Here is a 25,301-nt window from a genome sequence, read left to right as displayed (position 1 = left end):
GGGGGGGGGGGGGGGGGGGGGGGGGGGGGGGGGGGGGGGGGGGGGGCGCCCCCCCCCCCCCCCCCCCCCCCCCCCCCCCCCCCCCCCCCCCCCCCCCAGCGCCCCCCCCCCCCCGCGCGGCCGCGTACTCGTCGTGGCCGCGGATCACGACCTCGATGCGGCCGTCGGTCGTGGAACCTCCCACTTCGAGCCGATCGCCGAGCACCCTCCGGAGCAGGCCTGTCCCGTGGGGCGCGCATACCGCCTGGATCTCAAGGGGCGTTCGCTTGCGGTCGACCTCGTCGGCGATCTCGCGCCAGCTCTCGGCGAGGTCGAAGTCCTCGGGTCGGTGCACGGGACCGTCGGTCGGGTCGGCGGACGACACGCGGTCGATCCGGAAGGTCCGCCGGCCGGTCTCGGTGCTGGAGACGAGGTACCACGACGGACCTTTGGCGACGATGCCCAGCGGGTGGACGGTTCTCTCGGTTTCGGCGCCGTTGCGGTCGACGTAGCCGAGCCGCACCTGGACACCGCGGATCACCGCGTCCTGGAGTTCGTCGAGGAAGCGAGGTGGTCGGTGCTCGACCCGGCTCGCCCCCCATCGTCGCGGGTCCGTGACCAACGACGACGCCGCTGCCTCGGCCTGCACCCGGAAGGGCTCCGGCAGGGCATGGACGAGCTTGCGCAGAGCTGCTTTCACAGCAGGCGTCGCAGCCGAGGCCGGGCCGGCGACCAGGAACAGGGCGCGGGCCTCACTCGCGGTCAACCCGGACAGGTCGGTGCGGGCGCCGCCCACGAGGCGCCAGCCGCCGCCTCGGCCCTGCAGGGAGTACACGGGCACCCCGGCCGTGGCCAGGGCGTCGAGGTCGCGGCGGGCGGTGCGCTCGGAGACCTCCACCTCTCGGGCGACCTCTGCTGCTGTCACCTGCTCGCGCCGTTGCAGCAGGAGGAGGATGGCCACCAGCCGGTCGGTTCGCATGCCGACGACACTTCCACATGAAACCGGTCGTGGGGTGACCGGTTTCGGTCACCAAGATGGTGACATGACCTCACCGGCGAGTCCCACCACCCACGACCGTATCGACCCTCGGCCTGTCAGGGGTGCGCCGACGCCGTCTTCGGGAACCTTCGCCGCCTGATCACCCCAGAAAGATGGAGAGGAAATTCCATGTTCGATCCAACCGATTTCCCCAGGCCCACCCTTGTTCCAGTCAACGGTGTGGAGCTCGAAGTCTTTGAAGCAGGCCGGCAGAATGCCGGAAATCCCATTGTGCTCTGTCACGGCTGGCCGGAGCACGCCTTTTCCTGGCGCCATCAGGTGCCCGCCCTCGCCGCAGCGGGCTACCATGTCATCGTCCCGAACCAGCGGGGTTATGGCAACTCATCCCGTCCGGCCGAAGTGACGGACTACGACATTGAACACCTGTCGGGTGATCTCGTCGCACTTCTCGATCACTACGGGTACGAGGATGCCACCTTTGTCGGTCACGATTGGGGTGCAATGGTCGTCTGGGGACTGGCCCTGCTGCATCCGAACCGTGTAAACAAGGTGATCAACCTGAGCCTGCCTTACCAGGAGCGCGGAGAGAAGCCCTGGGTCGAGTTCATGGAAGACGCACTTGGCGGCGACTTCTACTTTGTCCACTTCAATCGGCAGCCAGGCGTCGCGGACGCCGTGTTCGAAGAGAACACATTCCAGTTCCTTCGCAACCTGTACCGGAAGAACAAGCCCCCCAGGGAGCCTCAGCCTGGTATGGCGCTGATCGATCTCGCCAGAGCGGGAACGCCACTCGGTGATCCCGTCATGAGCGACAGCGAACTGGCCGTTTTCGTCTCCGCCTTCGAATCGACAGGGTTCACGGGCAGTGTGAACTGGTACAGGAACTTGGACCGCAACTGGCGCTTGCTGGCGGACGTGAACCCGGTCATCCAGCAGCCCACGCTCATGATCTACGGCGACCGGGATGTGGTCCGGAGGTCTGAGAAGCTGGCGGAGTTCGTACCCCATGTGGAAGTGGTCGATCTGGATTGCGGTCATTGGATCCAGCAAGAGAAGCCGGAAGAAACGAACCAGGCGATGACGAAATGGCTGGAAAAGCAGAGCGCCATTTAGTTGCTCGTGATCCGGTTCGTGATCCGGTTCGTGATCCGGTTCGTGTCGCCTGAAGCTCTTCGAGTCGTCGGGCCGTGTGTGAATCCCTCTTCGATCGAGGCCCGAGCAGTCCCGCCGGCGCAGCGAGCGGTACGGACGGAAGCCGGCCTGTCCCGACTGCGGACGGGCGGCGGCTCCAGCCCGGGGAATCCCCGGCGCCTCGCACACGAAGCGCCGGGGACCTCGAAGGGTATTCCTTACTCGCGACCCTTTACCCGCGACCCCTTACCGGAGCTCCCGTCGAGGAGGCGGTGGGCGTCAGCGCTTCCAGACGGTCGCACGCCAGGTCGTCGCGTTGCCGGCGCCGTCGGTACCGACGGCGAATCCGGCGATCACTCCGGCGTCGTTGATCGCGAACGCCGCGGCATAGGGACCGAGAGACGACGGCGGCAGCGGGACGACCGTACCGTCAGGCTTCCACAACAGGGCCTTGTCCAACGCGGGGTTACCGGCCGGCGGCCACGCGTACCCGACGGCCGTCCCCCGGTTGTTGATCGCCAGTACCTCCCCGGCCTCTTCCGCCGGATTGGCGAGCACGGTCCGGGTGCCGTTCGCGTTCCAGCGGGCCGTGTCACCGTTCGGGTCGTCCTCCAACGAAGCCCCCACGGCGGTGGCCGCCCGGTTGACGTCGTATCCCCGCCCGCGCCCGGCGTCGCGGACGGTTCCGTCGGCCGCCCACACCAGGACCCGGTCGTACTCCGTGCTCCCGGCGAGCCGCCCGTGACCGAGGACCACGCCGTTGTCGGTGATCCGGCTCGTCCGGGCCGCGTCGAACCCCGCCGGGAGGGGCAGCGCGCTCACGACACCCGCCGCGTTCCAGCGCACGGGGTGCGCGGGGTGCGCGGGGTGCGCGGGGCCACCGGTGCCGTCGCGCTTCTCGGTCCACCCGACCGCCGTGCCCGCATTGTTGACCGACGTCGCGGTGCCGCTGTTGTCGCCGGGCAGCACGGGCAGGTCGGTCCTGGTGCCGTCGGACTGCCAGCGCAGGGGGTGGGAGCGGTTGCTCTCCTCGGACGCGTCGCCGACCGCGACCCCGGAGTCGTTGACGGCCGACGCGTTACCGCCGCGAGACCCACCGGGAAGCGTCAACCGTGTCGGGGTGGCGCCCGGTGTCCAGCGGACGGGGTGGGAGTTGGGCAGGCTGTTGTAGGACAGGCCGACCACCCATCCGCGGTCGCTGAGCGCGGTCGTGCGGCTGAACTGTTCACCGGGCAGCGGCGCCAGGCGGGTGTAGCCGGGGCGGCCGGCGTTCCACCGGATCGCGAGTGGCCCGTCGGAGCCCTCCACGTAGTACTCGCCGATGACCGTGCCGCTGCTGTTCAGCCCCTTGACGAAACTGTGGAGCCCTCCCGGCGGGATCGGGAGCAGCCGTGACGTCGGCAGCAGTTCGAAGGGTTCGGCCACCGCCACGGGCGCCGAACCCAGGAGGAGCAGGGCGGTCGCCGCCGCGGCGGCAAGGGTTACAGGTCGGGGAGAGCGCAAGCGGGCCATCCGGACACTCCTGATCTCTTCAAGGACATCGGCATACAAGTGCATGGGCATTCGTCTGTTCCAGGCCGGCTGGGAACCCGCTTCGCGGCTCAAGTTTCCGCCCCTGGTGATCCGTTGACAGCCAGATCTCCGAAACGGCTGGATTCGTACGCCCGTTCACTTTGCTCTGCGCCACCCGCTGTCCGACATGGCCGCCCCGCCCCACGGACGGGCCCGGCCTCCAGGTGACGGCGCCCCAGCAGCACTTCCGGTCCCACGGCTACGGTCGCGGCCGACGGCCGGTGAACGCCCTCGCCCGCCCGTGCACGGCAGGAGACCACGGCGACTTCCGGCCACCCGCTCGGCCCCCATGCCCCCGCGCGGCACCACCCCCCGGGCCGACCGGGGGCAGCCCAGGCATCCTCAGGCGGTGCCATCGAGCAGTGGGCGCCGGTGGCCCCGGGGACGAGAGCGTGCTGCGGGCGGCCGTGGCACACGGCCCGGTACGCGCCAGGATCGATGCCTCCCACGTCAGCGCTGTACTCCACCGGCGTCCCATGAGCCTGAGATTCGCGCAAGAGTGCACGGGTTGACGGCGCTCCGCCCCGGGGGCCGACCGTCCTTGCTGTGCTACGGGACGGGCAAGCCAGTCCCCTTACGCGGAGACCTTGATGAACGCGCCGCTGCCCCTGGGGTTGCAGACATGTGCATGGCGCCGGCCCCGGAGGCAGGCCCACCTTGACCTGCACGGAAGTGGTCCGGGCCAGGTGCTGCCGGTCCCGGCGGGAACCCCTGCCGGACGCTCCGGGGCGGCTCCGGTCACCCACTGGCCGTGTGAAACTGCCCGGGAAGTACCGGGCCGCTGGGCAGGGACGTCATGAGCAGCAGGGGGAGCGCGGTTCACGTGGCCGACGCGTACGAGGCGTACGAGGCGTACGAGGCGTACGAGGCGTACGAGGCGTACGAGGCGTACGAGGCGTACATCGAGGAGGCCGGGTTCTCCGAGGTTCCCTACGGCGGCACACCGCGCGAACAAGGAGACATGACCACGGCGGCGTGACGCAGACGCCCGGTGGTACGGGTGGCCGGTGTTGTCGTCCTCCGGCCACCCGTACCTTTGGGGCGGGTTACTTCCAGACGGAGATCTGGTACCTCGGGAAGTAGATGTGGCCGGGCCAGACCTTCTTCTTCCAGATACCGAAGGCGAGGACGACGCCCTTGCCCCGCTGCTTACGCTTCTTGTCGAACTGCTTGCCGATGGTCTTGGCCCCGACGCCCACGACCGCCAGGGCCGCGCTCAGAGCGGCGAGTACCCCGCCGCTGCCGACACCGATCGCCGCGCCGATGATCTTGGCGGCGTTGCCGCCCCACTTCAGGGCGTTGGCGAGCTTCTTGACCTTGCTGTCGTAGAGGTAGTAGCGCCAGACCTTGCTCCAGCCACGGCCGTCGAGGTCCACCATGGAGATGGGGTCGGCGGGGTAGCCGTAGTAGTTCGGCGAGCCGGAGGGGACGGGGTCGGGGGACAGGAAGCGTCCGGTGACCGGGTTGTAGAGGCGCACGCCCATCAGCTGGATGCCGGTGAGGGTCTCGCTGGAGCGCTGCTCGGTGCCGAGCCAGTTGTAGCGGGTGGCGGGCTGCCCGGTGCGGGGGTTGCCGTACTCGTCGTTGTCGAGGACCAGGGGGGCTTCGGCCGGGTCCAGCGGGAGCTGGAGGGCGATGTCACCGTGGAGGTTCGACAGTTGGAGGGTCACGCCGCCCTGGGCGGCGGTGGTGGCGGAGAAGAGCCCGCCCGCGGCTTCGACGTTCCGGGTGACCTGGCCGGTGGCCACGTCCTCGACGATCCAGCGGGGGTTGTCGCTGTTGCCGTCGTAGTGGTTGCGCTTGTTCTGCTCGGGCACCCAGGTTCCGGCCTGGTCGCTCTCCACCGTCCAGCCGCGCAAGCGGTGGGCGGCGTCCAGGGTCCAGCTCTGGCGCCGGCCGTTGGCGGTCTGCTGCCGGACCAGGTCGTTGTTGTAGTAGGCGAAGGTGCTGCCCTGCTGGGCGGTGGTCCGGCCGAACGCGTCATAGCTGGTGCCGGCCTCGACGAGCCGGTCACCGGTGTCGTAGGCGTAGGTCTTGCCGGTGCCTGCGGTGGTGGGGCAGTCGGTGCCGGGGGCGCCCTCGATGGTGGTCAGGCCGGTGCGGTTGCTGCGCTTGTCGAAGGTGTAGGTGCGGGTGGTGCAGGTCTCGCCGACGGTGTCGCTCACGCGGGTGAGGCGTCCGGCCCGGTCGTAGCCGAAGTCCTGGGCGGACCAGCCGGAACGGGAGACGGCCTGCCCGTGGGCGGAGGGGGTGACGGTGTCGGAGTAGACGGTGACGCCGTCGATGTCACGGGTGTAGACCCGGGACAGCGGGGTGCCGGTGGCGTCCTCACGGCTGGTGAGGGTGTAACCGCCGGAGAGCTTCTCGCTCGCGACCCGGCCGTCGGCGTCGTAGGCGGCCGAGAAGGTGCCCGCGACGGAGTCGGTGGTGGAGGTGACCAGGCCGCGCGGCTCGATGGCGTGGTCGTAGGCGTAGGCGACGGTGGACGGCACCGAGTCGGTGATCTTCACCGGACGGTTCAGCAGGTCGTACTCGGTACGGGTGACGCCGCCGTCGGCGTCGGTGTAGGAGATGAGACGGCCGAGCTTGTCGTACTGCTCACTGATCGTGCCGCCGGTCGGCGCCGTCGTCTTCACGACGTTGCCGGTGTGCGGGTCGTACTCGAAGGTCTGGTCCGGCACCGCGGCGCCGGTCCCGCCCATGGTCTTCACCGAGACGGTACGGCCCGCGTTGTCGATCTCGGCGAGCGTGGTGCGGGTGACACCGTTGGCGGTGGCGACGGTCTTGAACTCGTCGCCCCACCAGGTGTATTCGACGGTGGTCACCGGGAGTTCGGCCGGGGCCGTGCCGCCGCCGGTGGTGGCCGCGGCCGGGCCCGTGGAGCAGGGCAGATCGGCCCACTCCGGGCGGCCGGCGCAGGCGCCGGTGCCGGTCGCGGACCAGTAACGGGTCACGAAGGTGGCGGCGTCGGTGCCGCTGGACCCGGCCCGCAGGGACTTGACCGCACGGCCCTGGGCGTCGTACTCGGTCGCCTCGGTGATCGCCAGACCGGCCGGGTCCTGGATGGTGCGCAGGGGCAGGCCCTTGGCCCAGTCGTAGACCGTCTGGGTCACCCGGGCATCGGCGTGCAGGGTCGGGTGGATCAGCAGCTGGGCACCCTTGGTGACCTTGGTGACCTGGTCCTCGACGGTCGCGCTGCCGTCGGTGGGGCGGCCCGCGTCGAACTCGTTCACGTCCCAGTTGCGGGCGACGACCGAGGTTCCGGCGGGGGCGATGGTGGTGCTGCCGGACTTCAGGTCATCGGTCAGGGTGACCCGCCGCAGCGGACCGAGCTCCTGGAGCTCACGGGTGCCCTTCTCGTCGAAGGACGAGCGGGTGGAGAGGAGTTCGGCACGGTCGGCGGTGGGCAGGCCGTTGATGCCGAGGTCGGCCAGCGTGGCCCGGTCGGCCTCGGTGGCGCCCAGGGCCAGGGCCCGGTTGCCCTCGGTCAGCTCACGGACGCTCTCGCCGTGGTTGTTGTAGGCGCTGGCGGAGATGTGGCCGCCGGGAGCGGCGGCGTTGACCTCGCGCCCGGAGGCGTTCAGGTAGGTCACCGAGGCGCGCCGGTAGTCGGCGGCGGCCAGGGTGGCGCCGTCGTGGCTCGTGGGGACGGTGTCTGCGGGCAGGACGGCGGTGGCGTCGGTGGGGGCGTCGCTCTGGCCCCAGGCACGGACGTTGTTCGCGCCCATCTGGTACGGGGCGCTCGCGCCGGTCAGCGGGACGTCGTAGACGAGGCTGGTGTGCGCGACGCCTTCCTCGACATCGGGAGTGCCCTGCTTGAGGCCCTTGCGGGACGCCTTGAGCAGCATGCCCTCACCGGCGGTGGCGGCGTTGCCGACCTTGCCGTAGGCGAAGTCCCAGCCGAGCTCCGACTTGGTGTGGTACCAGGTGATCCGGCCCTGCGCGTCGTAGGAGTACTGGGTCTGCATGCCCTGGTTCAGGTGCGGGTTCCACTGCTGGCGGAGCCTGCCGCCCAAGTCGTAGCTGTAGACGGCGACGGACTGGGAGGTGGCCGTGGCGGCCCCGCCCCAGGTGGACCACAGCCGGATCTCCTTGACCTGACCCGCGACGTCACCGAAGTCCGCGCCGCCCGACCAGCCGGTGGCGGTGGTCGTGGTGGCGTAGACGAACTCCAGGATCCGGCAGCCCTTGGTGGCCGGGGTGGTCGCGCAGGTCGCCGCGGGCACCGCGGAGGTCGGGATGATGACCCGGTGCGGGCGGGTGAGGGTCTTACCGCCCTCGGTCACGGTCTCGGAGATCACCGTGGTGGTGGAGTTGTCCACCCCGTCCTTGCTGACGCTGCTGACCGGCCAGTTCTGGCCGTTCGGGCCCGCCTTGGCGAAGGTGACGACGGCGCCGTCGGAGTCGGTGAGCGTGAAGGTGCCGGTCAGCGCCCCGGTGAGGGCCAGGTGCCCGGCGCCGGGCTCCGCCTTCCAGGTGCCGCCGGCGGCGGCGGTGAAGCCGGTCTCGGTGCCGGTGTCGTCCACGGCCGCGACCGAGGTGGCCGAGGTCTGCTTCAGATAGACGTAGGAGGTCTCGCGGCCCTCGGTGCTGGTGCCTGAGGTCCACTCCTTGCCGAAGATCGCGGCCTGGCCGTCCTCGACCGCGCCCGCGCCCGGCTCCCGGGAGGAGGCGGTGCGGGTGACGGAGGTGCCGAACGCGTCCGCGTCGGTCTCGGTCAGCGCGAAGTCACCGGTCAGCAGATTGACCGTACCGGGACCTATGGGGTTGCTGGGTGCCTCGCCCGCGGTGCGGTCCACCGTCACCGTGTGGTGCGGTGAATAGAGGTAGCCGGCGGTGCCCGAGGTGAAACCGGCCCGGACGTCGATCGCGCCGTCCGTGGTGAGGGTGTCGGTGATGTTCCAGGTCAGACCGGCCGGGTTGCCCTGCGGGGCCGGGGCGGGCCAGCCCGCGAGGGCCGAGCCGTCGGCCTTGCGGACGTTGGCGGCCGGAACGTCCTTCCAGGTGTCCGTCTCACCACGGCGGTACTGGTAGACGACGCCGGTGTGGTTGTCCTTGCCCTGGGCGGACAGGCCCACCCGGCGGGCCGGACGCTCGCCCTCACCCGGGGTCAGCAGGGCGGCGCCTGCGCCGGCGGCGAAGGTGTAGGAGGTCTCGGCCGAGACATTGCCCGCGGCGTCGACGGTGCGGGCCTTCAGGGTGTGCTCGCCCGCGCCGAAGGTCAGGGTCCGGGTGACCGGAGCGGTGGCGTTGACCGTGGTCCAGGCCGCGCCGTCGAGCGCGTACTGCACACCGGTCCGGTCCGAGGCGGGCGGGGTGAGGGTGAACGCGCCCGAGAACAGGCCGTCGACGTTCGGGGTGCCCGCCCACTGGCCCGCGGGGAAGTCCGTGGAGGACACGGCGGAGACGGCCGGGGCAGTGGTGTCCACCGTGAACGTCTGCCACGGCGACCAGGAGCCGTTCCAGGTGGAGCCGTCCTCGACGGCGGCGCGCCACTTGTACTCGCCCGGGGCGAGCGCGGTGGTGGGCGTCCAGGGGGCGTTGGCGCCGGAGGCGACCCACGCGGACTTGCCGGCCTGGAGGGCGGCGGCGGTCGGCGTCCAGATCTCGTAGCTGAGCCGGACCGTGTTGCCGTCCGGGTCGGTGGCCTTGCCGGTCAGCGTCGGCGTGGTGTCGTTGGTCGCCCCGCCGGTCAGCGGGGAGACCGGGGACGCCAGGCCCGGCTTGGTGTTGTAGGTGACCGACATGTACGGCGGGTTGGTGGCGGAGTTACCGGAGCGGAACGCCTTGGCGGTGCCCGCGGCGAGCTCGCTGGTGGCCCGGAGGCCCAGGGAGTTGTTCGGCTTGCCATTGGCTGCCCAGGCGGCGGCCAGTGTGGTGATGTCCGGTGATATCCAGTCGGTCTTGCAGCTCGTGGCCGCGTCGATCGTCGCCCACTTGGTGTTCCAGCTGGGCTGGTTGGTCCAGCGGGTGGCCGTGGTCGGCAGGGAGGTGTCGTAGATGTCGATGCTCTGCGGCGTACACGACCCGGCCTGGCGGGCCAGGTTGAGCCGGGCCTGGATGATCTGCTTCCCCGCGATGCCCGTCGTGGGGAAGTTCAGGTACGAGCGGGTCGCCTTCCCGCCGGTGGGCCCGACGCGCAGGTAGCCCTCCCCGGAGGTGTCGGTGGTGAGACCGTCCCGCACATAGGTGTCGAAGCCGACGCCGATGTTGACGGCAGGGTCCACGGTGACCGGGAACCGGGTGGCCGGGTCCGCGAGGTACTTCGCGTCCGGGGTCAGCGTCAGATCGATGTCCGCACCCCGCTGGGTGACCTTCAGGCCCACATCGGCACGGTGCGTGGGAACACCGTTCGCGTCGACCCGGGCGTCCCACATCACCGGGGCGGGCAGCACGCCGATCTGCTTGCCCTCGGCGTCGAGGAAGCTGATCGAACGGTCCTCGTTCGCCTGGGCCTTGATGCCCTTGGCGCTCAGCGTCAGCGTGACCGTGCCGGTCGCGGCGATGGCGCTGCGGTCCTTCAGCTCCAGGAACTGCTCGAAACCGGTCCGGGTGGATTCGATGATCAGATCGGTTTGGGTCAGGGCGTCGCGGTAGCGGGCGGTGGTGCCCTCGACCTCGGGCTCGGGCAGCGCCCCGCGCCAGTGCAGGCCCAGCTCCACGCCGCCCTCGGCCGCCAGGGTGACCAGCGGCACCGACGGGGTCTCCGCCTGGCCGGGCGCTCCGGCGGAGCGGGCCTTCGCGGCCTGCTCGGCGGGGGTGGGGCCCGCCAGTTTCAGGCCGAGCGGGTGCGCCTTGGCGCGGACCCCTCCGTCGGAGTTCTTCACCAGCTCGACATCGATGTCCTGCCAGGTGCCCGAGGCGTCCTGGTAGCGCAGCGGGCCACTCCCGGCCTCCACCGTGGTGGTGCCGTCGGGGTTGGCGAACACCGAGGAGGACTCGGTGCGTTCCGACAGCGCCTCGACGCGCTTGCCCGAGAGCCGCGCGGCGACATGCGCGGACGCCAGGTCCTTCGCGGTCTTCGCATGCGCGGCGGGCTCGGCCGGGGCGGCGGGCGCGGGCTGCGCGGGCAGCGCCACGGCCTGGCCGGTGGCCGAGACGACCAGCGCGGTCTCCACCGCCATCACGGTGGCCACCGCCAGCGCCACCCGGGACAGCACCCGGGCCCGGCGGGGCCGTGGCCGACCGGAGGAAAAGGATAAACGGGTGAAACAGGCCAGGTGTGGTCTCGCCCGTTCCTCGGTCCCACGACGCATACGAATACCCTTCTGACACACGAGGGGCCCACTGCCCCACGCCTCAGGGCATCCTCACACCTACTCCCTGTAATTTGCCATACCTTTACCGAGCGTTCTCCAGCCCGCCGGGCGGCCACGCTCCGCCGACCGTGAACCCCTCACCCCGGTGGCCCCGAGGCCGTCCGGACGGCGCCAACCAGGCCGTCCCTTCCGAATCCTGCCGGTCGAGCGCGCGTCGGCCGGTGCCACCGCGTTCTCCTCCAGCTACCGCTGCGAGGCGCGGCGCCGGTCGGCGCGGGCGAGGCAATTTCCGTAAGGGACGGCCTGGTCGGTGGTACCGGGACGGCTCGGGTCGGTGTGTCGGCAGCCCGGGAAATTCGTGCTCACAAGTCACACCAGACACTTGCGCCTCTATGGCAACCGCAGGCATTTGCCGTTCGGTGGCTCCGGCTTCAAAGCCCGAGCACAAGTTGCACACATCCCCTCTCCAGACGGGCGCCCATGCTCTAGATTGACCCTGCTTCGCACGCTTGGACACGAGGCGACACATGGTGATCCACAGGTCCGGCTATGACGGACCGCCTGCCGTCGTGTCCCGGTACACCGGCCTGGGGTGATCGATTCTTGGAGCCCGAGAGGGGGCCTCAGGTGTGGGGAGCAACCGTCAACGGGTTCCCGCGCACCTCGAAATTCCGGCAACACGCATGTCCGCTGTCGGCCGGGTGGGGTGTTCACCTCGCGCCGCAGGGGCGGGCCTCCCGGGCGGCGCAACCATGCGGAGTGAACACGTCGAGTCCACTGGCGATCTGGGGGGACTGTGCAGCAGGGGCAAGGGAAGTCGGCCGACCCGCTCTTATCGGCCTTATCGGCGCGCGAGCGCCCGGTGCTCGCCACCGGGAGCCCGGCCACCGTGCGCGACCTGATCACCCGCACCCGCGCGTTCCCCCACCTCGGGTGGCGGGTGGAGACGGTGTGCGTGCCGGACGGTTTCCGGCCCGGCGGTGACCGGCGGGACGGGGTACCGGACATCGGCCGACCGGCGGACGTCACCCATCACGTCCACCACGTCCGCCCCGACGGCTACCGTGCCGTCGCGCCGCGAGCCGTGTTCCAGAGGCAGGGGGCCCGTTTAGGGCAAGGGGCCCATGTGACGCGCGGGGGACGTCGTCCGGTCGGCTCGTGGACGGCAGGCCGAAGAGGTCTGCCCGGGGGGAGGAACGAGTGATGAGGGTCAGCGTCTTAGGCCTGGGCTACGTGGGCTGTGTGTCGGCCGCGTGCCTGGCCAGCTTAGGTCACGAGGTCATCGGGGTGGACGTGAACCAGGTGAAGGTCGACCTGGTCAACGCCGGCAAGGCCCCGGTGGTCGAGGAACGGATCGGCGAACTCATCGCCGAGGTCGTGCGGACCGGAGCGTTACGCGCCACCGGTGACGTCCGCGAGGCGATCATGGGCAGCGAGGTGTCGCTGGTCTGTGTGGGCACACCGTCGGAGCCCAACGGCAGCCTGTGCACCACCTACCTGGAGCGGGTCACCGAGCAGATCGGTGCCGCCGTGGCCGAGCGGGGTGGGCGGCAGACCGTCGTGTTCCGCAGCACCATGCTCCCGGGCACCTGCCTGAACCTGCTGGTACCGATCCTGGAGAAATACACCGGCGGCACGGCCGGGGTGGACATCAGGGTCGCGGTCAACCCGGAGTTCCTGCGCGAGGGCACGAGCGTGCGGGACTTCTTCGATCCGCCCAAGACCGTCATCGGCGAACTCGACCCGGCGAGCGGCGACGTGGTGGCGGCGCTGTACGAAGGACTGCCCGGCGAGGTGTTCCGGGTGCCGATCCCGACGGCCGAGGCGATCAAGTACGCGGACAACGCGTTCCACGGCCTCAAGATCGGCTTCGCGAACGAGCTGGGCGCGGTGTGCCAGGCGCTCGGGGTCGACTCGCACCAGGTGGTGGACGTGTTCCTGGCCGACCGCAAGCTGAACATCAGCCCCGCCTACCTGCGGCCCGGCTTCGCCTTCGGCGGCTCCTGCCTTCCCAAGGACTTGCGCAGCCTGCTCCACGCGGCGCGGCGGGCCGACGTCTCGGTGCCCATCCTCGCCCACGTACTGCCCTCCAACGCCGAACACCTTCAGCGCGCGGTGGAGATGGTCGAGCGCACCGGCAAGCGCCGGGTGGGCCTGTTCGGGTTGTCCTTCAAACCCGGCACCGACGACCTCCGTGAGAGCCCGCTCGTCGAGCTGGCGGAGAGACTCTTCGGCAAGGGGTACGACCTGCGGATATACGACCCCAACGTGAACCTCTCCCGGCTGCTCGGCGCGAACCGCGAGTACATCGAGACCCGGCTGCCGCACCTCGCGCAGCTGCTCGCGGAATCCGTCGGCGAGGTGCTCGAACACGCCGAGGTGTGCCTGGTCGGGACCAAGGACCCGGCCGTGCTGTCGGCACTGCCCCATGGGGAGAGCCCCGTGATCGTCGACCTCATCCACCTTCCCGACGCCGCGGCGCGCCGGACCGAACCGGGGTACATGGGCCTTGCCTGGTGACACATCGTTCGATGACGCGGTCGGCGTCGACGGGCCGTCCCGTCGCGCGCTGATCCTGGTGGAGAACCTGTCGGTGCCGTTCGACCGGCGGGTGTGGCAGGAGTGCGCGACGCTGCGCGACGCGGGCTGGACCGTGCACGTCATCTGCCCTCAGGGCGCGACGCGGGACACGGAACCGGAGGTGGAGATCGACGGGGTGCGCATCCACCGCTACCCGTTGCGCGCCGCCACCGGAGGGCCGGCCGGCTATCTGCGGGAGTACGGATCGGCGTTGTGGCACACGGTCCGGCTGGCCCGCAAGGTCGGCCCGGTCGACGTGGTCCACGCCTGCAACCCGCCGGACCTGCTGTTCCTGCCGGCCCTGTGGCTGAAGCGGCGCGGAGCGCGGTTCGTCTTCGACCAGCACGACCTGGTGCCCGAGCTGTACCTCTCCCGGTTCGACCGCGGTGAGGATCTGCTGTACCGCGCCGTGCTCGCGCTGGAACGGCGGACCTACCGGGCCGCGGACGTCGTGCTCGCCACGAACGAGAGCTACCGGGACGTCGCGCTGCGCCGTGGCGGCCGGCGGCCGGAGGACGTCTTCGTGGTGCGCAGCGCGCCCGACACCGACCGGTTCCGGCCGGTACCGCCCGAGCAGGAGCTGAAGCGCGGCAAGCCCCATCTGCTGTGCTACCTCGGTGTCATGGGCCCGCAGGACGGCGTCGACTACGCCTTGCGGGCCCTCGCGAAGCTGCGCGACGACCTCGGGCGGACCGACTGGCACGCGGTGTTCGTCGGCTCCGGCGACAGCTTCGACGCGATGGTGGAGCTGTCCCGGCGGCTCGGGCTCTCGGAGCAGGTGCAGTTCACCGGGCGCATCCCGGACGCCGACCTGGTGCGCTACCTGTCCACCGCGGACGTGTGCCTCTCCCCCGACCCGCGCAATCCGCTCAACGACGTGTCGACCATGAACAAGGTCCTGGAGTACATGGTGATGGGCCGGCCGATCGTCTCGTTCGACCTCCGGGAGGCGCGCGTCTCCGCCGGTGACGCCGCCGTCTACGCGCCCGCCGACGACGAGGCCGCGTTCGCCGGGCTCATCGCGCTGCTGCTGGACGATCCGGAGCGACGGGCCCGGATGGGCAGGATCGGCCAGGAGCGGATCAGCGGGCCGCTCTCCTGGCGGAACTCGCAGGCGTCGCTGCTCGCCGCCTACGCCGCAGCCTGCCGCGACGCCGCTCCGGCGTCGGCGGGCGAACCGGACCGGTCGGGGAGGAGGCCGCGCCGTTGAGCGACGACACGATACGCCTGGCCACGCTGGGCCGGATCATCCGTCGGCGCCGGCGGCTCCTCACCGTCCTCGCGGTGGTGGGCGCGCTCGTCGGCCACGGCGCCTCGTCGCTGTTCCCGCCGCAGTACACGACGTCGGCATCGGTACTGCTGCCGGGGGCGTGGCAGGAGCGCGAGCTGCTGACCCAGGCGGAGATCGCGACCAGTTCGGTGGTGCTCGACCGCGTGACCGCCACGCTCGGCTGGACCGGGGTCAGCGGCAGCGAGTTACGGGACCGGGTGAGCGCCACGGCCGCCGACGGGAACATCATCAAGATCTCGGGCACGGCCGACACCCCGGAGCGCGCGCAGCGGCTCTCCGACCAGGTGGCCCAGCAGTTCGTCACGTTCGCCGCGCGGATCACGGGCGCCCGCACCGACCCCGAAGCGGCGGCGCGGCCCGAGGCGCTGCGGCAGATGGTGGTGCAGACCAGCCTCCGCATCACCGAGCTGGCCGATGCGGCCGATCCGGGCAAGAGCGTGGAGGGCGTACAGACCCGCACCGAGCTCGCGAAGCTGCGTACCGCGTTGCAGGAGGCCGTCAAGAAGCTGGACCAGGCCGACCCGGCGGCCGGCAAGGCCGCCATGGTCGTCATGGGGCCGGCGGCCCGGCCGGCCGGTGAGGCGCCGCCGACGAGGGTGCAGCTGATCGTCGGCGGGGCGCTGCTGTTCTTCCTGCTCTCGGTCGGCGGCCATCTCGCCGCCGCGCGGACGAGTCGTCGGCTGCGCACCGAGCCGGAGATCGCGGCGGCGCTGGGCTCGGCGCTGCTGGGCAGCGTCGACGTACCTGTCGACGGACCCGGTGACGAACCTGATGACGGACCCGGTGAGCGGCGCGCGCACCGGCCGGAAGGCCGTGGCCCGTGGGCCCGTGTCCGCCGGTTGCTCGGCGTCGACGTCCGGTGGGACGTACCGGCCCCGCAGACCTCCGGCGACGAGGCCGGCCGGCAGATCCGCTACCGGCGGGTGTGCGCCCGCCTCCGGGACCGGCTGCCCGCTCCCCGGCAGCTGCTGGTCGTCGTCCCGGACGGGGACGAGATCGCCCGCAGGGCCGCCGGGCGGCTCGTCGCCGAGGCCGGGAGCGGTCCTTCCCCGAGCGCTTCGGACCGGGGACACCCCGTACTGCGGGTGGTGGGGGTGTCGGTGTCCCGGCCGCTGGTGCCGGACCGCGGCGACGAGTGCGGTGTCCTGGTCGTGCTCAGCGCGGGCAGCTGGACCGCGGAGGAACTCGCCGGCCTCGCCGAGGCGTGTGCGGATGCCGGGCAGGAGATCGTCGGCGTCGTCCTCGCCGGCGAGGTCCGGGCCCGTCCCGCCCGGCCGTCCCGCCCGGCCGGCCGTCCCGCGGACGACGGCACGCCGACGGCCGGGGTGGGCGTCGGCGCGGCGGGAGGTCCGGTGTGACGAGCACGGCTTCGGAGCCGCCGGCCGCCGCTCCGCTGATCGACCTCCAGGCGCTGGTGGTCGCGGTGCGCAGGCGCCGCCGCCTCTGGTGCTCGATGGCGCTGGTGGGGCTGCTCGTCGGCGCGGCGGTGGCGGTCCTCAGGCCGCCGCCGCCGACCGCGGTGACCACGGTGCTGGTGGCGCATCAGGCGGACCAGCCGAACGACCCCGGGACGCTGATCCGCACCGACGTCGGGCTCCTGCACACCACGCGGATCGCCGGTAAGGCCCTGGAGTCCCTCGGGTCCCCGGACACACCGGAGGACTTCATGCGGGACTACGGAGGTATCGGCTTGTCGAACAACCTGTTGCGGATCACGGTGACGGGTGACAGCGACGCGCAAGCGGTGGCCCGGGCCGAGGCGCTGGCCGAGGCGTTCGTCGCGGACCACGTGCGGCGGATACGGGAAGCCGCGGACGCCGAGGCCACGACCCTGCTCGACCAGCGGGACCGCATGCAGGGCGAACTCGCCCAGGTCGACCAGGCGATCGCGGACGCGTCGCCGCAGAGCGGGCCGAAGGCGTCGGCCACCATGGAGTCGCTCTTCGCCCGCCGGGCCGAACTCACCTCGCGGATCACGGACTTCGGGCGGCGCGCCGCGGAGGCGGGCATCGGCGCGCCCCGGCTCATCGCCGGCACCCAGATCGTGGACGCCCCGCGCGCGGTGCGGCACTCCCTGCCGAAGACCGCTGTCACCAACGCCGCGATCGGGCTCGTCCTGGGGCTCGTCCTCGGACTCGCGGTGGCCGCGGTCGGCGTGGTGGTGGCGGACCGCCCCGTGCTGCGCCGGGAGATCGCGGCGAACCTGGGCGCCTCGGTCGTCGCGGAGCTGCGCCGTACGTCCCGCAGGCCGGCCGGGCCGTGGCAGCGTCGACGGACCCGGGCGGCACGGACACGACTCATCACGAGCCTGGCCCGCGCCGTGCGCGGCTCCGCGGAACCGGTGTCCCTGCTGGAACTGGGCTGTGCGCGCAGCGCGGTCGCGATCGCCCTGGACCTGGCGGGCGCGCTGGCGGACGAGGGACCGGTGGTGATCGTCGATGGTCTGCCCGGCCCGCCGCTCGCCGGCCGCCGCCCGAAGCCGGGAGATCCCGCCGTGGTCAGCGGCGGGAGCGCCGCGGCCGGGCCGCACGAGGAGCGCCGGCTCGGCGTCGGCTCGGTGGCGCCCGGCACGGCGTGGACCGACCTGACGGACCTCGGTACGCGGACCGTGCTCGTCGTGCGGGCCGGGCACGGCAGCGCCGCCTGGCTGCACACCGTGGCGCGGCACCTCGCGGACCTGCGCATCGCGGTGATCGGTGTGGTGCTGATCGACCCCGATCCGCGGGACCGGACCGACGGCACGCTGTGGGACGGGCCGCACACCGCGCCGCGCGGCCGGAGCGAGCGGCCGGCCCGGCAGAACGGGACGGGCCGGCCGCTCGCGGAGCGGCCGTCATGGGCACGGGTCCCGGACATCGACCAGGAAGCGCGGTAGGACATGTGTGGCATCGCAGGCACGTACCGGTGGCCGGACGGGAAGGTCGTGACCGACCGGCTCACCGACACCCTCGCCCACCGCGGTCCGGACGGGGCGGGCCGCTACAGCCACCCCGCCGGTGACGGCGAGGTGCACCTCGGGCACCGCCGGCTGGCCGTCATCGACCTGTCCGGGACCGGCGCCCAGCCGATGGTCTCGGGCGGCCTCGCCCTGACGTACAACGGCGAGCTGTACAACGCGCCCGAACTGCGCGGCGAACTGGCGGCCGCCGGGGTGCGCTTTCGCGGTACGTCCGACACCGAGGTGCTGCTGGAGGCCTGGCGGCGGTGGGGCACGGACTGTCTGCCCCGGCTGCGCGGCATGTTCGCGTTCGGGATCTTCGACGAGCGGACCGGTGACCTGGTGCTCGTCCGCGACCAGCTCGGCATCAAGCCGCTGTTCCTGCTCCGGCGCGGTGGGGGCCTGGTGTTCGCCTCCGAACTCAAGGCGGTCGCCGCCGCCACCGGCAGGGCGCTGGAGGTGGACCATGCGGCGCTGGTGGCCTCGCTGCTGTACTACTGGGTGCCGGACTCGCGCTGCGCGCTGCGCGAGGCGGAGAAGCTGCCGCCGGGGAGCTGGCTGCGGTGCCGGGCCGACGGCCGGGTGGAGCGCGGCCGGTTCTGGCACCTGCGGGACGTCGCCGCCGAGGGCCAGGAGCGGGCCCGGTCCGGCGAGCTGCCGGACATCGCGGCCGTCGTCGAGGAGTCGACCCGGCGCCACCTGCTCTCCGACGTGCCCGTGGCGACCTTCCTCTCCGGTGGTCTCGACTCCAGCTACCTGACGGCGCTGGCGGCCCGCGACCGGCCCGGGATCTCCGCCTACACGATCGGGTTCCGCGCCGAGGACGCCAGGTTCGAGGCGATGCCGGACGACCTGCGCTACGCCCGGCAGGTGGCCGAGCGGTTCGGCGTCGACCTGCACGAGATCGAGATCGCCCCGGACGTGCTCGACCTGCTGCCGCGCATGACGTACCACCTGGACGAGCCGATCGGGGACCCCGCCGCGATCAACACCTTCCTGATCTGTTCGGCCGCCCGGGAGGCCGGGGTCAAGGTGATGCTCTCGGGGATGGGCGCCGACGAGCTGTTCGCCGGTTACCGCAAGCACCTGGCCAACCTGCTCGCGCTGCGCTACCAGCGCGTCCCGCGGCCCCTGCGGCGCGGCCTGGCCGGGGCCGTGGACCGGCTGCCGGTCGCCACGGCCCGCCGGGGGTACCGGTCGGTGCGGTTCGCGAAGCGTTTCCTCTCCTTCGCCGATCTGCCGGAGGAGACCGCGTTCCGGCGCAGCTACACCATGTACGACCAGGACGAACTGCTCGCCCTGATCGATCCGGACCTGGCCGGGACGGTCACGGACGTGCTGACCGAGCACGCGGACGTCTACCAGGACAACGACCTCGACGACTTCGTCAACCGCATGTGCCTGGGCGACGCCCGGATGTTCCTGCCGGGCCTGAACCTCGCGTACACGGACCGTTCCAGCATGGCCGCGTCGACCGAGGTGCGGGTGCCGTACGTGGACGTCGAGGTGGTCAAGGCCGCGTTCGCGGTGCCCGGCGACCGCAAGATCGTCGGACGGCAGGGCAAGGCCGTCCTCAAGGAGGCGGCGGGCTCGATCCTGCCCCGGGAGATCGTGTACCGGCCCAAGGGCCTGTTCAGTGCCCCGCTGCGCGCCTGGATGAGCCGGGACCTGGCACCGCTGGTGCGCGAGGTGGTGCACGACGGTGTGCTCGTCAACTCCGGGTTCCTGCGCCGTGACGCGCTGGCGCGCATGGTCGCCGAGGACGCCGCCGGGCAGCGGGACTTCTCCAAGCATCTGTGGCACGTGCTGACCCTTGAGTACTGGTACCGCGGCGCGACCTCCGGCTCCGGCCGGAGCACTCACTTGACGGCTTAGGACAACAGGAGTTCGCGTGAAGCAGGTTGTGCAGAACTACAAGAGCGGTGAGCTGGCACTGCTCGACGTGCCGGTGCCGGGGTGCAAGCCGGGCGGTGTGCTGGTCAGGACGGCCTACTCGCTGATCTCCACCGGGACCGAGCTGATGAAGGTGTCCGAGGCCGGTCTGTCGATGGTGGGCAAGGCGCGCTCCCGTCCGGACCAGGTGGCCAAGGTCATGCAGAGCGTGGCCACCAACGGGGTGCCCGCCACCTACCGCAAGGTGATGGGCACGCTGGACTCCTACACGCCGCTGGGCTACTCGCTGTGCGGGGTGGTCGAGCAGGTCGGCGCCGGGATCGACGACGTGGCGGTCGGTGACCTCGTGGCCTGCGCCGGCAATGAGCACGCGTTGCACGCCGAGCTGAACTGGGTGCCCAAGAACCTCTACGCCCGGATGCCGGACGGCCTCGCGCCGCGGCACGCGGCCTTCGGCACCGTCGGGTCGATCGCGTTGCAGGGCGTGCGGCGCGGCGAGCCGCAGCTCGGTGACGTGGCGCTGGTCATCGGCCTGGGGCTGATCGGGCAGTTGGTGGCGCAGTTGCTGGGCGCCTCGGGAGTCCGTGTCGTCGGGGTCGATCCCGACCCGGTGCGCTGCGCGCTCGCCGAGCGCCTGGGTGCCGCGGCCTGCGGTGATCCCGCGTCCGCGGCCGTGGAGGCCGCCGTCGCCGAGCTCACCGGCGGTCACGGTGTGGACCAGGTGTACCTGGCCGCCGGTGGCGGCAGCAACCAGCCCGTCGAGCTGGCCGCCCGGCTCTGCCGGGACCGCGGCCGGGTCGTCGACATCGGCAAGTGCCGTCTGGACCTGCCGTGGAACGCGTACTACGAGAAGGAACTCGACGTCCGGTTCTCCCGCTCGTACGGCCCCGGGCGCTACGACCCGGAGTACGAGCTGGAGGGGCGGGACTACCCGATCGGGTATGTGCGCTGGACCGAGCGCCGCAACCTGGCGTGCTTCCTCGATCTCCTCGCCCGCGGCCGGGTCGACGTGGAACCCCTGATCTCCCACATCGCCGAGTTCGATGACGCCGTCGAGACGTACCGGCGTCTGAAGGACGGCGGCCTGAAGGCGGTGGCCGTGCTGTTCCGCTACCCCGGTCCCGTCGGGGACACGGCCCGAGCGGTGGCCCCGGCGGCGGTGGCCGTGCCCGCGGTGCGGCGCGGTGGCGCGGCGTCCGCCCCGGCCCGGTCCGTCGAGGCGCCGGTGCGGCTGGCGTTCGTCGGCGCGGGAAACTACGCGACGTCGATGCTGCTGCCGCACCTGGCACAGCGCGACGGCGTCGCGTTGTCCACGGTCGTCACCACGACGGCGCTGTCCGCGGCCAACGCGAAGCGGAAGTTCGGCTTCGCCGAGGCGACCACCGATCTCGACGCCGTGCTCGGCGACCCGTCCGTCGACGCGGTGTTCGTCGCCACCCGGCACAGCTCGCACGCCGAGCTGACCCGCAGGGCGCTGCTGGCCGGCAAGGCGGTGTTCGTGGAGAAGCCCCTGGCCCTCACCGAGGACGAGCTGGCCGGTGTGCTCGCGGCGGTGGAGGAGTCCGGCAACGACCGGCTACAGGTGGGGTTCAACCGCCGGTTCGCGCCGCTGTTGCAGGAGGCCAGGAAGCGGTTCGGTGCCCGGACCGGTCCGGCGAGCCTGCGTTACCTGGTCAACGCGGGCCGGTTGCAGCACGGCAGCTGGTACCTCCGGCAGGGAACCGAGGGCTCGCGCTTCGTGGGCGAGGGCGGACATTTCATCGACACGGCGAGCTGGCTGGTCGGGGCCGACCCGGTCTCGGTGTACGCGGTCGCCTCGTCCGGCAACGAGGACCCGCAGGTCGTACTGCGCTACCCGGACGGGTCCACCGCCACCATCAGCTACGTCACCACCGGCTCGCCCGGCTTCCCCAAGGAGACCCTCGATCTCGTCGCGGACGGCAAGGTGTTGCGGCTCGACGACTTCGTCCGTGCCTCGGTGTACGCGGACGGCGGGGCCGGCCGCAAGCGGTGGGTCAGTTCGCGGCTGCCCAGGGCCCGGGACAAGGGCCAGTCCGCCCAGCTGGCCGCGTTCGTCAGGGCCGTGCGGACCGGCGGCCCGATGCCGGTGCCGCTGGAGTCGCTGGTCGCCACCACGGCGGCCACCCTCGCCGTGCGGACCGGCCTGGTCAGCGGCGCGCCGGTGACGTTGGCGGGGGCGTGATGACGGTGAACTCGGGGAGTGCGGGCTGGTACCTGCGGCGGCTGTCCCGGATGGGACCGCGGGAGGTCGGCGGCCGGGTGGGCGACGCGGTGCGCAGGCGGCGGTGGCGGTCGTCGCCGCCGGACAGCCCGGGAGTGACCGGCGCCCGGTTCACCGCGGTACTGCCCGCCGGGGTGATCGCGGCGGTGCCGCCGGACGCCGCGAAACGCCTCGTCGCCGAGGCGGACCGGCTGATGGCCGGGCACGCCGCGTACTTCGGGGTGGCCCGCGAGGACCTGGCCGACCCGGACTGGTGGTACGACCCGAGGACCGGGCGCCGGGCTCCGTCGGCCTACGCCTTCGACGTGCCGTACCGCGACGAGGAGGCGGTCGGGGACATCAAGCAGATCTGGGAGCTGTCCCGGCACCAGTACCTCACCGTGCTCGCCGCCGCCTACGCGGTCACCGGGGACGAGCGGTACGCGGAGCGGGTGGCCGAGCACCTGCGGTCGTGGTGGGCGGCCAACGCGCCGCTGCGCGGAGTGCACTGGGTCAGCGGCATCGAGCTGGGGATCAGGCTGCTGTCCTGGGTGTGGGTCCGCCGGCTGCTCGACGGCTGGCCGGGCGCGGCCGGGCTGTTCGAGGACAACCCGGTGGCGCTGCGCCAGATCTGGCACCACCAGCGCTGGCTGGCCGCCTTCCCCAGCCGGGGGTCCTCGGCGAACAACCACGTCATCGCCGAGGCCGCCGGGCAGTTCGCCGCGGCCTGCGCCTTCGGCTGGTTCCCCTCCTCGGCGCGCTGGCGGGCCGGCGCGCTGCGGTCGCTGGAGCGGCAGCTGCGGAGCAACACCTTCGGCTCCGGGCTCAACCGCGAGCTGGCCACCGAGTACCACGGGCTGGTGCTGGAGCTCGGCCTGGCCGCGGTGGCCGAGGCGGATGCCGCCGGTGTGGCGGTGCCCGCGCCGGTCCGGCTGGTGCTGCTGCGGATGACCGACGCGCTCGCGGCGGTCGTGGACGGCCGGTTACGGCCACCGCGCCAGGGGGACGCGGACGACGGGCACGGTCTGGTCGTGGACGGCGCGGGCACCGACCGCTGGGCCTCGCTGCTGGCCACCGGGGAGGCCGTGTTCGGCCGGCTCGCCTGGTGGCCGACGGTGACCGGCACCGATGTGCGCACCCCGCTGCTGGCCGCGCTCATCCGGCCCACGGCACCGGCCGTGACCCGCCCGGCGAGCCGGCCGGCCCACTTCGCCGACGCGGGGATGACCATCCTGCGCGGTCCGGCGGAGATCTGGTGCCGCTGCGACGGTGGTCCGCACGGGTTCCTGTCCATCGCCGCGCACGCCCACGCGGACGCGCTGTCCGTGGAGGTCCGCCACGACGGGGTCGACGTGCTCGCCGATCCGGGGACGTTCTGCTACCACGGGCAGCCCGAGTGGCGGCGGTACTTCCGCTCGACCCTCGGCCACAACACCCTGCGGTTGGACGGCGGTGACCAGTCCGTCTCCGGCGGGCCGTTCCTGTGGACCCGGCATGCCCGCAGCCGCGTCCTGGTCGCGGACCCGTCCGGCGCCTCCGGCGGGGGGACGGCCCACTGGTGCGCCGAGCACGACGGTTACCGGCGTTCCGTGCACCGCCGCCGGGTGGAGCTGACCGCCGCGAGCCGGGAGCTGCGGGTGGTCGACGAGGTGCGCGGCGGCCCGCGCCGGGTCGCGGAGCTGGCGTTCCACCTCGGCCCGGCGATCGTCGCGGACCTGGTGGGGAACCGGGCGGTGCTCACCTGGACCCGGGACGGCGAGGACCGCTCCGCGGTCCTCGACCTGCCCGGGCAGTTGTCCTGGCGGGCGCATCGCGGCGAGACCGGCCCGCCGCTGGGCTGGTACTCCGCCGGGTTCGGGCGGAAGGTTCCCGCCACCACGCTGGTCGGCACCGGCTCCGCCGACGGCTCCGCGTCGTGGGAGGAGTTCACCACCGTGCTCAGGTTCCACGGCTAGGGGGAGGACGCGTGGTGATCAAGAGACGGCGCCGGACGTCGCCGACGGCACCGCCGGCGCTGGTCCTGCCGGCGCTGGTCCTGCCGGCGCTGGTCCTGCCGGCGGCGACCGGCCGCGTGGGCGCGCCGTACCGGCAGGACGCGGGCAGCGCCTTCCGGCCACAGGCGGGTGGTTGAGATGGGCCGGGAGCTGACGCCCGGCGGCCTGCCGGGCGGAGCGGACACCACGGGCACGCGGCCCGGCGCCCCGCCGCGCCCTTCCGGTACGCCGAGGGGCGTCGGGATCGTCTGGGGGCTGCTGATCCTCAACACGCTCGGCTCCGCCGGGGCGAAGACCGTCGTCCCGCTGCCCCGCTCCCTCATCCAGATGGTCACCATGGGCGCGCTGGTCGCCGCGTTCGCGCTGGCGCTCGCCCTCAATCTCCGGCTGCGTGTCCGGGCGAGCGCCTTCCTGCTCCTGCTCACCCTGCTGCTGGTGCCGAGCGTGATCTCCAGCGCGTCCCTGGAGTCCGGGTTCGGCGCGCTGTTCCGCTGCACCCGGCTGGCTCTGTTCCTCGGCACGCTGTGGCTGCTCAGCCGCTGGTGGGACGGGGGCCCGGCGTTCGTCCGGCACCACGTCCGGATGTACTGCGCGGTGCTCGCGTCCGTGGCCGCCGGCCTGGTCGTCTCACCGGGCGCGGCCATGCCCGATCTCTACGGCGGGCGGCTGGTCGGCGCGTTGTGGCCGCTGACCCCGCCGCAGATCGGCCAGTACGCCGCGGTGATCATCGGGCTCACCGTGCTGCTCGTCCTGGGCGGGCAGGCCGGCCGGCGCGACGCGGTGTCGGTCATCGTGCCCGCGCTCGTGCTGCTCGCGCTGACCCATACCCGGACGGCCACGCTCGGCCTGCTCGTCGGGCTGGTGCCGGCGATCGGTTCGCTCGCCGCGACCAGTGCCGCCGCCCGCCGGTTCTTCGCCTGGGCGGTGCTGTGCTCCGCCGTGGCCGCGGTGGGGTTCAACTCCGCGCTGCAGGCGTGGTTCCTGCGCGGGCAGAGCCAGGAGAACTTCTCCAACCTCACCGGCCGGGCCAAGGTCTGGGACGCCCTGCTGGCAGCTCCCCGGACGGCCTCGGAGCAGTTGTTCGGCGCGGGTCTGGGCGACAAGTCGTTCGGCGGGCTGCCGATCGACAACAGCTGGCTGGCCGTCTACCACGAGCAGGGTCTGACCGGCGTCGCCCTGGTGGCGGCGGCCGTCCTCGTGCTGGGCGGCGTCGCCTTGCTGCGTCCGCCGTCGCCGCAGCGGGCCTGCGCGATCTTCCTGATCAGCTACTGCGCGATCGCGTCGTACACCGAGGCCGGGCTGGGCGACGCCTCGCCGTACCTGCTGCACCTGACCGTGGCCGCCTCGCTGCTGGTGGCGCCCGCCGCGGCCGGTCCCCGCCCGGCGCCCGGAGTTGCGCGACGACGCGTACCGCGACGGGCCCGCACATCGGAGGTGATCTGA

The 25,301-nt window shown here is 72.3% G+C and carries 13 protein-coding genes and 2 pseudogenes; 12 read left to right on the top strand and 3 right to left on the bottom strand.

From position 1 onward, the window contains the following. Positions 1-127: 127 nt before the first annotated feature. Positions 128-958 (bottom strand): annotated as a pseudogene (locus tag ACIA5F_RS23290) (helix-turn-helix transcriptional regulator); the annotation flags it as partial. 189 nt (positions 959-1,147) lie between these two features. On the opposite strand from ACIA5F_RS23290, the gene ACIA5F_RS23285 reads away from it, so the two are divergent. Beyond that, the gene (locus tag ACIA5F_RS23285; protein WP_399355940.1) at positions 1,148-2,092 is read left to right on the top strand and encodes an alpha/beta fold hydrolase; all 945 of its coding nucleotides are present in this window, start codon (positions 1,148-1,150) and stop codon (positions 2,090-2,092) included. Positions 2,093-2,389: 297 nt separating this feature from the next. Here the strand turns inward: ACIA5F_RS23285 and ACIA5F_RS23280 are convergent, their stop codons facing one another. Continuing rightward, positions 2,390-3,622, bottom strand: coding sequence for a hypothetical protein (locus ACIA5F_RS23280; RefSeq protein WP_399355939.1), 1,233 nt, complete (start codon positions 3,620-3,622; stop codon positions 2,390-2,392). Positions 3,623-4,478: 856 nt separating this feature from the next. Between ACIA5F_RS23280 and ACIA5F_RS23275 the strand changes: the two genes are divergently transcribed. After that, positions 4,479-4,661, top strand: coding sequence for a hypothetical protein (locus tag ACIA5F_RS23275; RefSeq protein ID WP_399355937.1), 183 nt, complete (start codon positions 4,479-4,481; stop codon positions 4,659-4,661). Between the two features lie 67 nt (positions 4,662-4,728). On the opposite strand, the gene ACIA5F_RS23270 is transcribed toward ACIA5F_RS23275, so the two are convergent. Continuing rightward, positions 4,729-10,830: a DNRLRE domain-containing protein gene (locus ACIA5F_RS23270; protein ID WP_399355935.1), complete on the bottom strand. Its 6,102-nt coding sequence runs from the start codon at positions 10,828-10,830 to the stop codon at positions 4,729-4,731. A 967-nt stretch (positions 10,831-11,797) separates the two neighbouring features. Here ACIA5F_RS23270 and ACIA5F_RS23265 point away from each other — a divergent pair. From ACIA5F_RS23265 to ACIA5F_RS23220, 10 genes and pseudogenes are all read left to right on the top strand, one after another. Continuing rightward, positions 11,798-12,016: pseudogene (locus ACIA5F_RS23265) on the top strand (sugar transferase); the annotation flags it as partial. Positions 12,017-12,144: 128 nt separating this feature from the next. After that, the gene (locus tag ACIA5F_RS23260) at positions 12,145-13,461 is read left to right on the top strand and encodes a nucleotide sugar dehydrogenase (RefSeq protein WP_399355933.1); all 1,317 of its coding nucleotides are present in this window, start codon (positions 12,145-12,147) and stop codon (positions 13,459-13,461) included. Beyond that, on the top strand, positions 13,451-14,731 hold the full coding sequence (locus ACIA5F_RS23255; RefSeq protein WP_399355931.1) for a glycosyltransferase family 4 protein: 1,281 nt from the start codon (positions 13,451-13,453) through the stop codon (positions 14,729-14,731). Before ACIA5F_RS23260 ends, ACIA5F_RS23255 begins: the two co-directional genes overlap by 11 nt. Next, entirely contained in the window at positions 14,728-16,170 is a 1,443-nt protein-coding gene (locus tag ACIA5F_RS23250; protein WP_399355929.1) for a polysaccharide biosynthesis protein, read from the top strand. The genes ACIA5F_RS23255 and ACIA5F_RS23250 overlap by 4 nt, the downstream gene beginning before the upstream one ends. Beyond that, complete coding sequence (locus ACIA5F_RS23245; RefSeq protein ID WP_399355927.1) at positions 16,167-17,687, top strand: Wzz/FepE/Etk N-terminal domain-containing protein; 1,521 nt, start codon at positions 16,167-16,169, stop codon at positions 17,685-17,687. The genes ACIA5F_RS23250 and ACIA5F_RS23245 overlap by 4 nt, the downstream gene beginning before the upstream one ends. 3 nt (positions 17,688-17,690) lie before the next feature. After that, a complete protein-coding gene (gene asnB / locus ACIA5F_RS23240) occupies positions 17,691-19,625 on the top strand; it encodes an asparagine synthase (glutamine-hydrolyzing) (RefSeq protein ID WP_399355925.1) in 1,935 nt (644 codons plus the stop codon). A 16-nt stretch (positions 19,626-19,641) separates the two neighbouring features. Then, entirely contained in the window at positions 19,642-21,846 is a 2,205-nt protein-coding gene (locus ACIA5F_RS23235; protein ID WP_399355923.1) for a bi-domain-containing oxidoreductase, read from the top strand. After that, on the top strand, positions 21,846-23,819 hold the full coding sequence (locus ACIA5F_RS23230; RefSeq protein ID WP_399355920.1) for an alginate lyase family protein: 1,974 nt from the start codon (positions 21,846-21,848) through the stop codon (positions 23,817-23,819). The genes ACIA5F_RS23235 and ACIA5F_RS23230 overlap by 1 nt, the downstream gene beginning before the upstream one ends. 11 nt (positions 23,820-23,830) lie before the next feature. Next, complete coding sequence (locus ACIA5F_RS23225) at positions 23,831-23,995, top strand: hypothetical protein (RefSeq protein WP_399355918.1); 165 nt, start codon at positions 23,831-23,833, stop codon at positions 23,993-23,995. A gap of 1 nt (position 23,996) precedes the next feature. Further along, positions 23,997-25,301: an O-antigen ligase domain-containing protein gene (locus tag ACIA5F_RS23220; protein WP_399355916.1), complete on the top strand. Its 1,305-nt coding sequence runs from the start codon at positions 23,997-23,999 to the stop codon at positions 25,299-25,301.

It is taken from the genome of Streptomyces sp. NPDC051567, assembly GCF_044454165.1.
In the GTDB taxonomy this organism is placed as follows: Bacteria; Actinomycetota; Actinomycetes; order Streptomycetales; family Streptomycetaceae; genus Streptomyces.
Note: the sequence above shows the minus strand (reverse complement) of the source record. Positions and strands in the feature narration are given on the sequence as shown.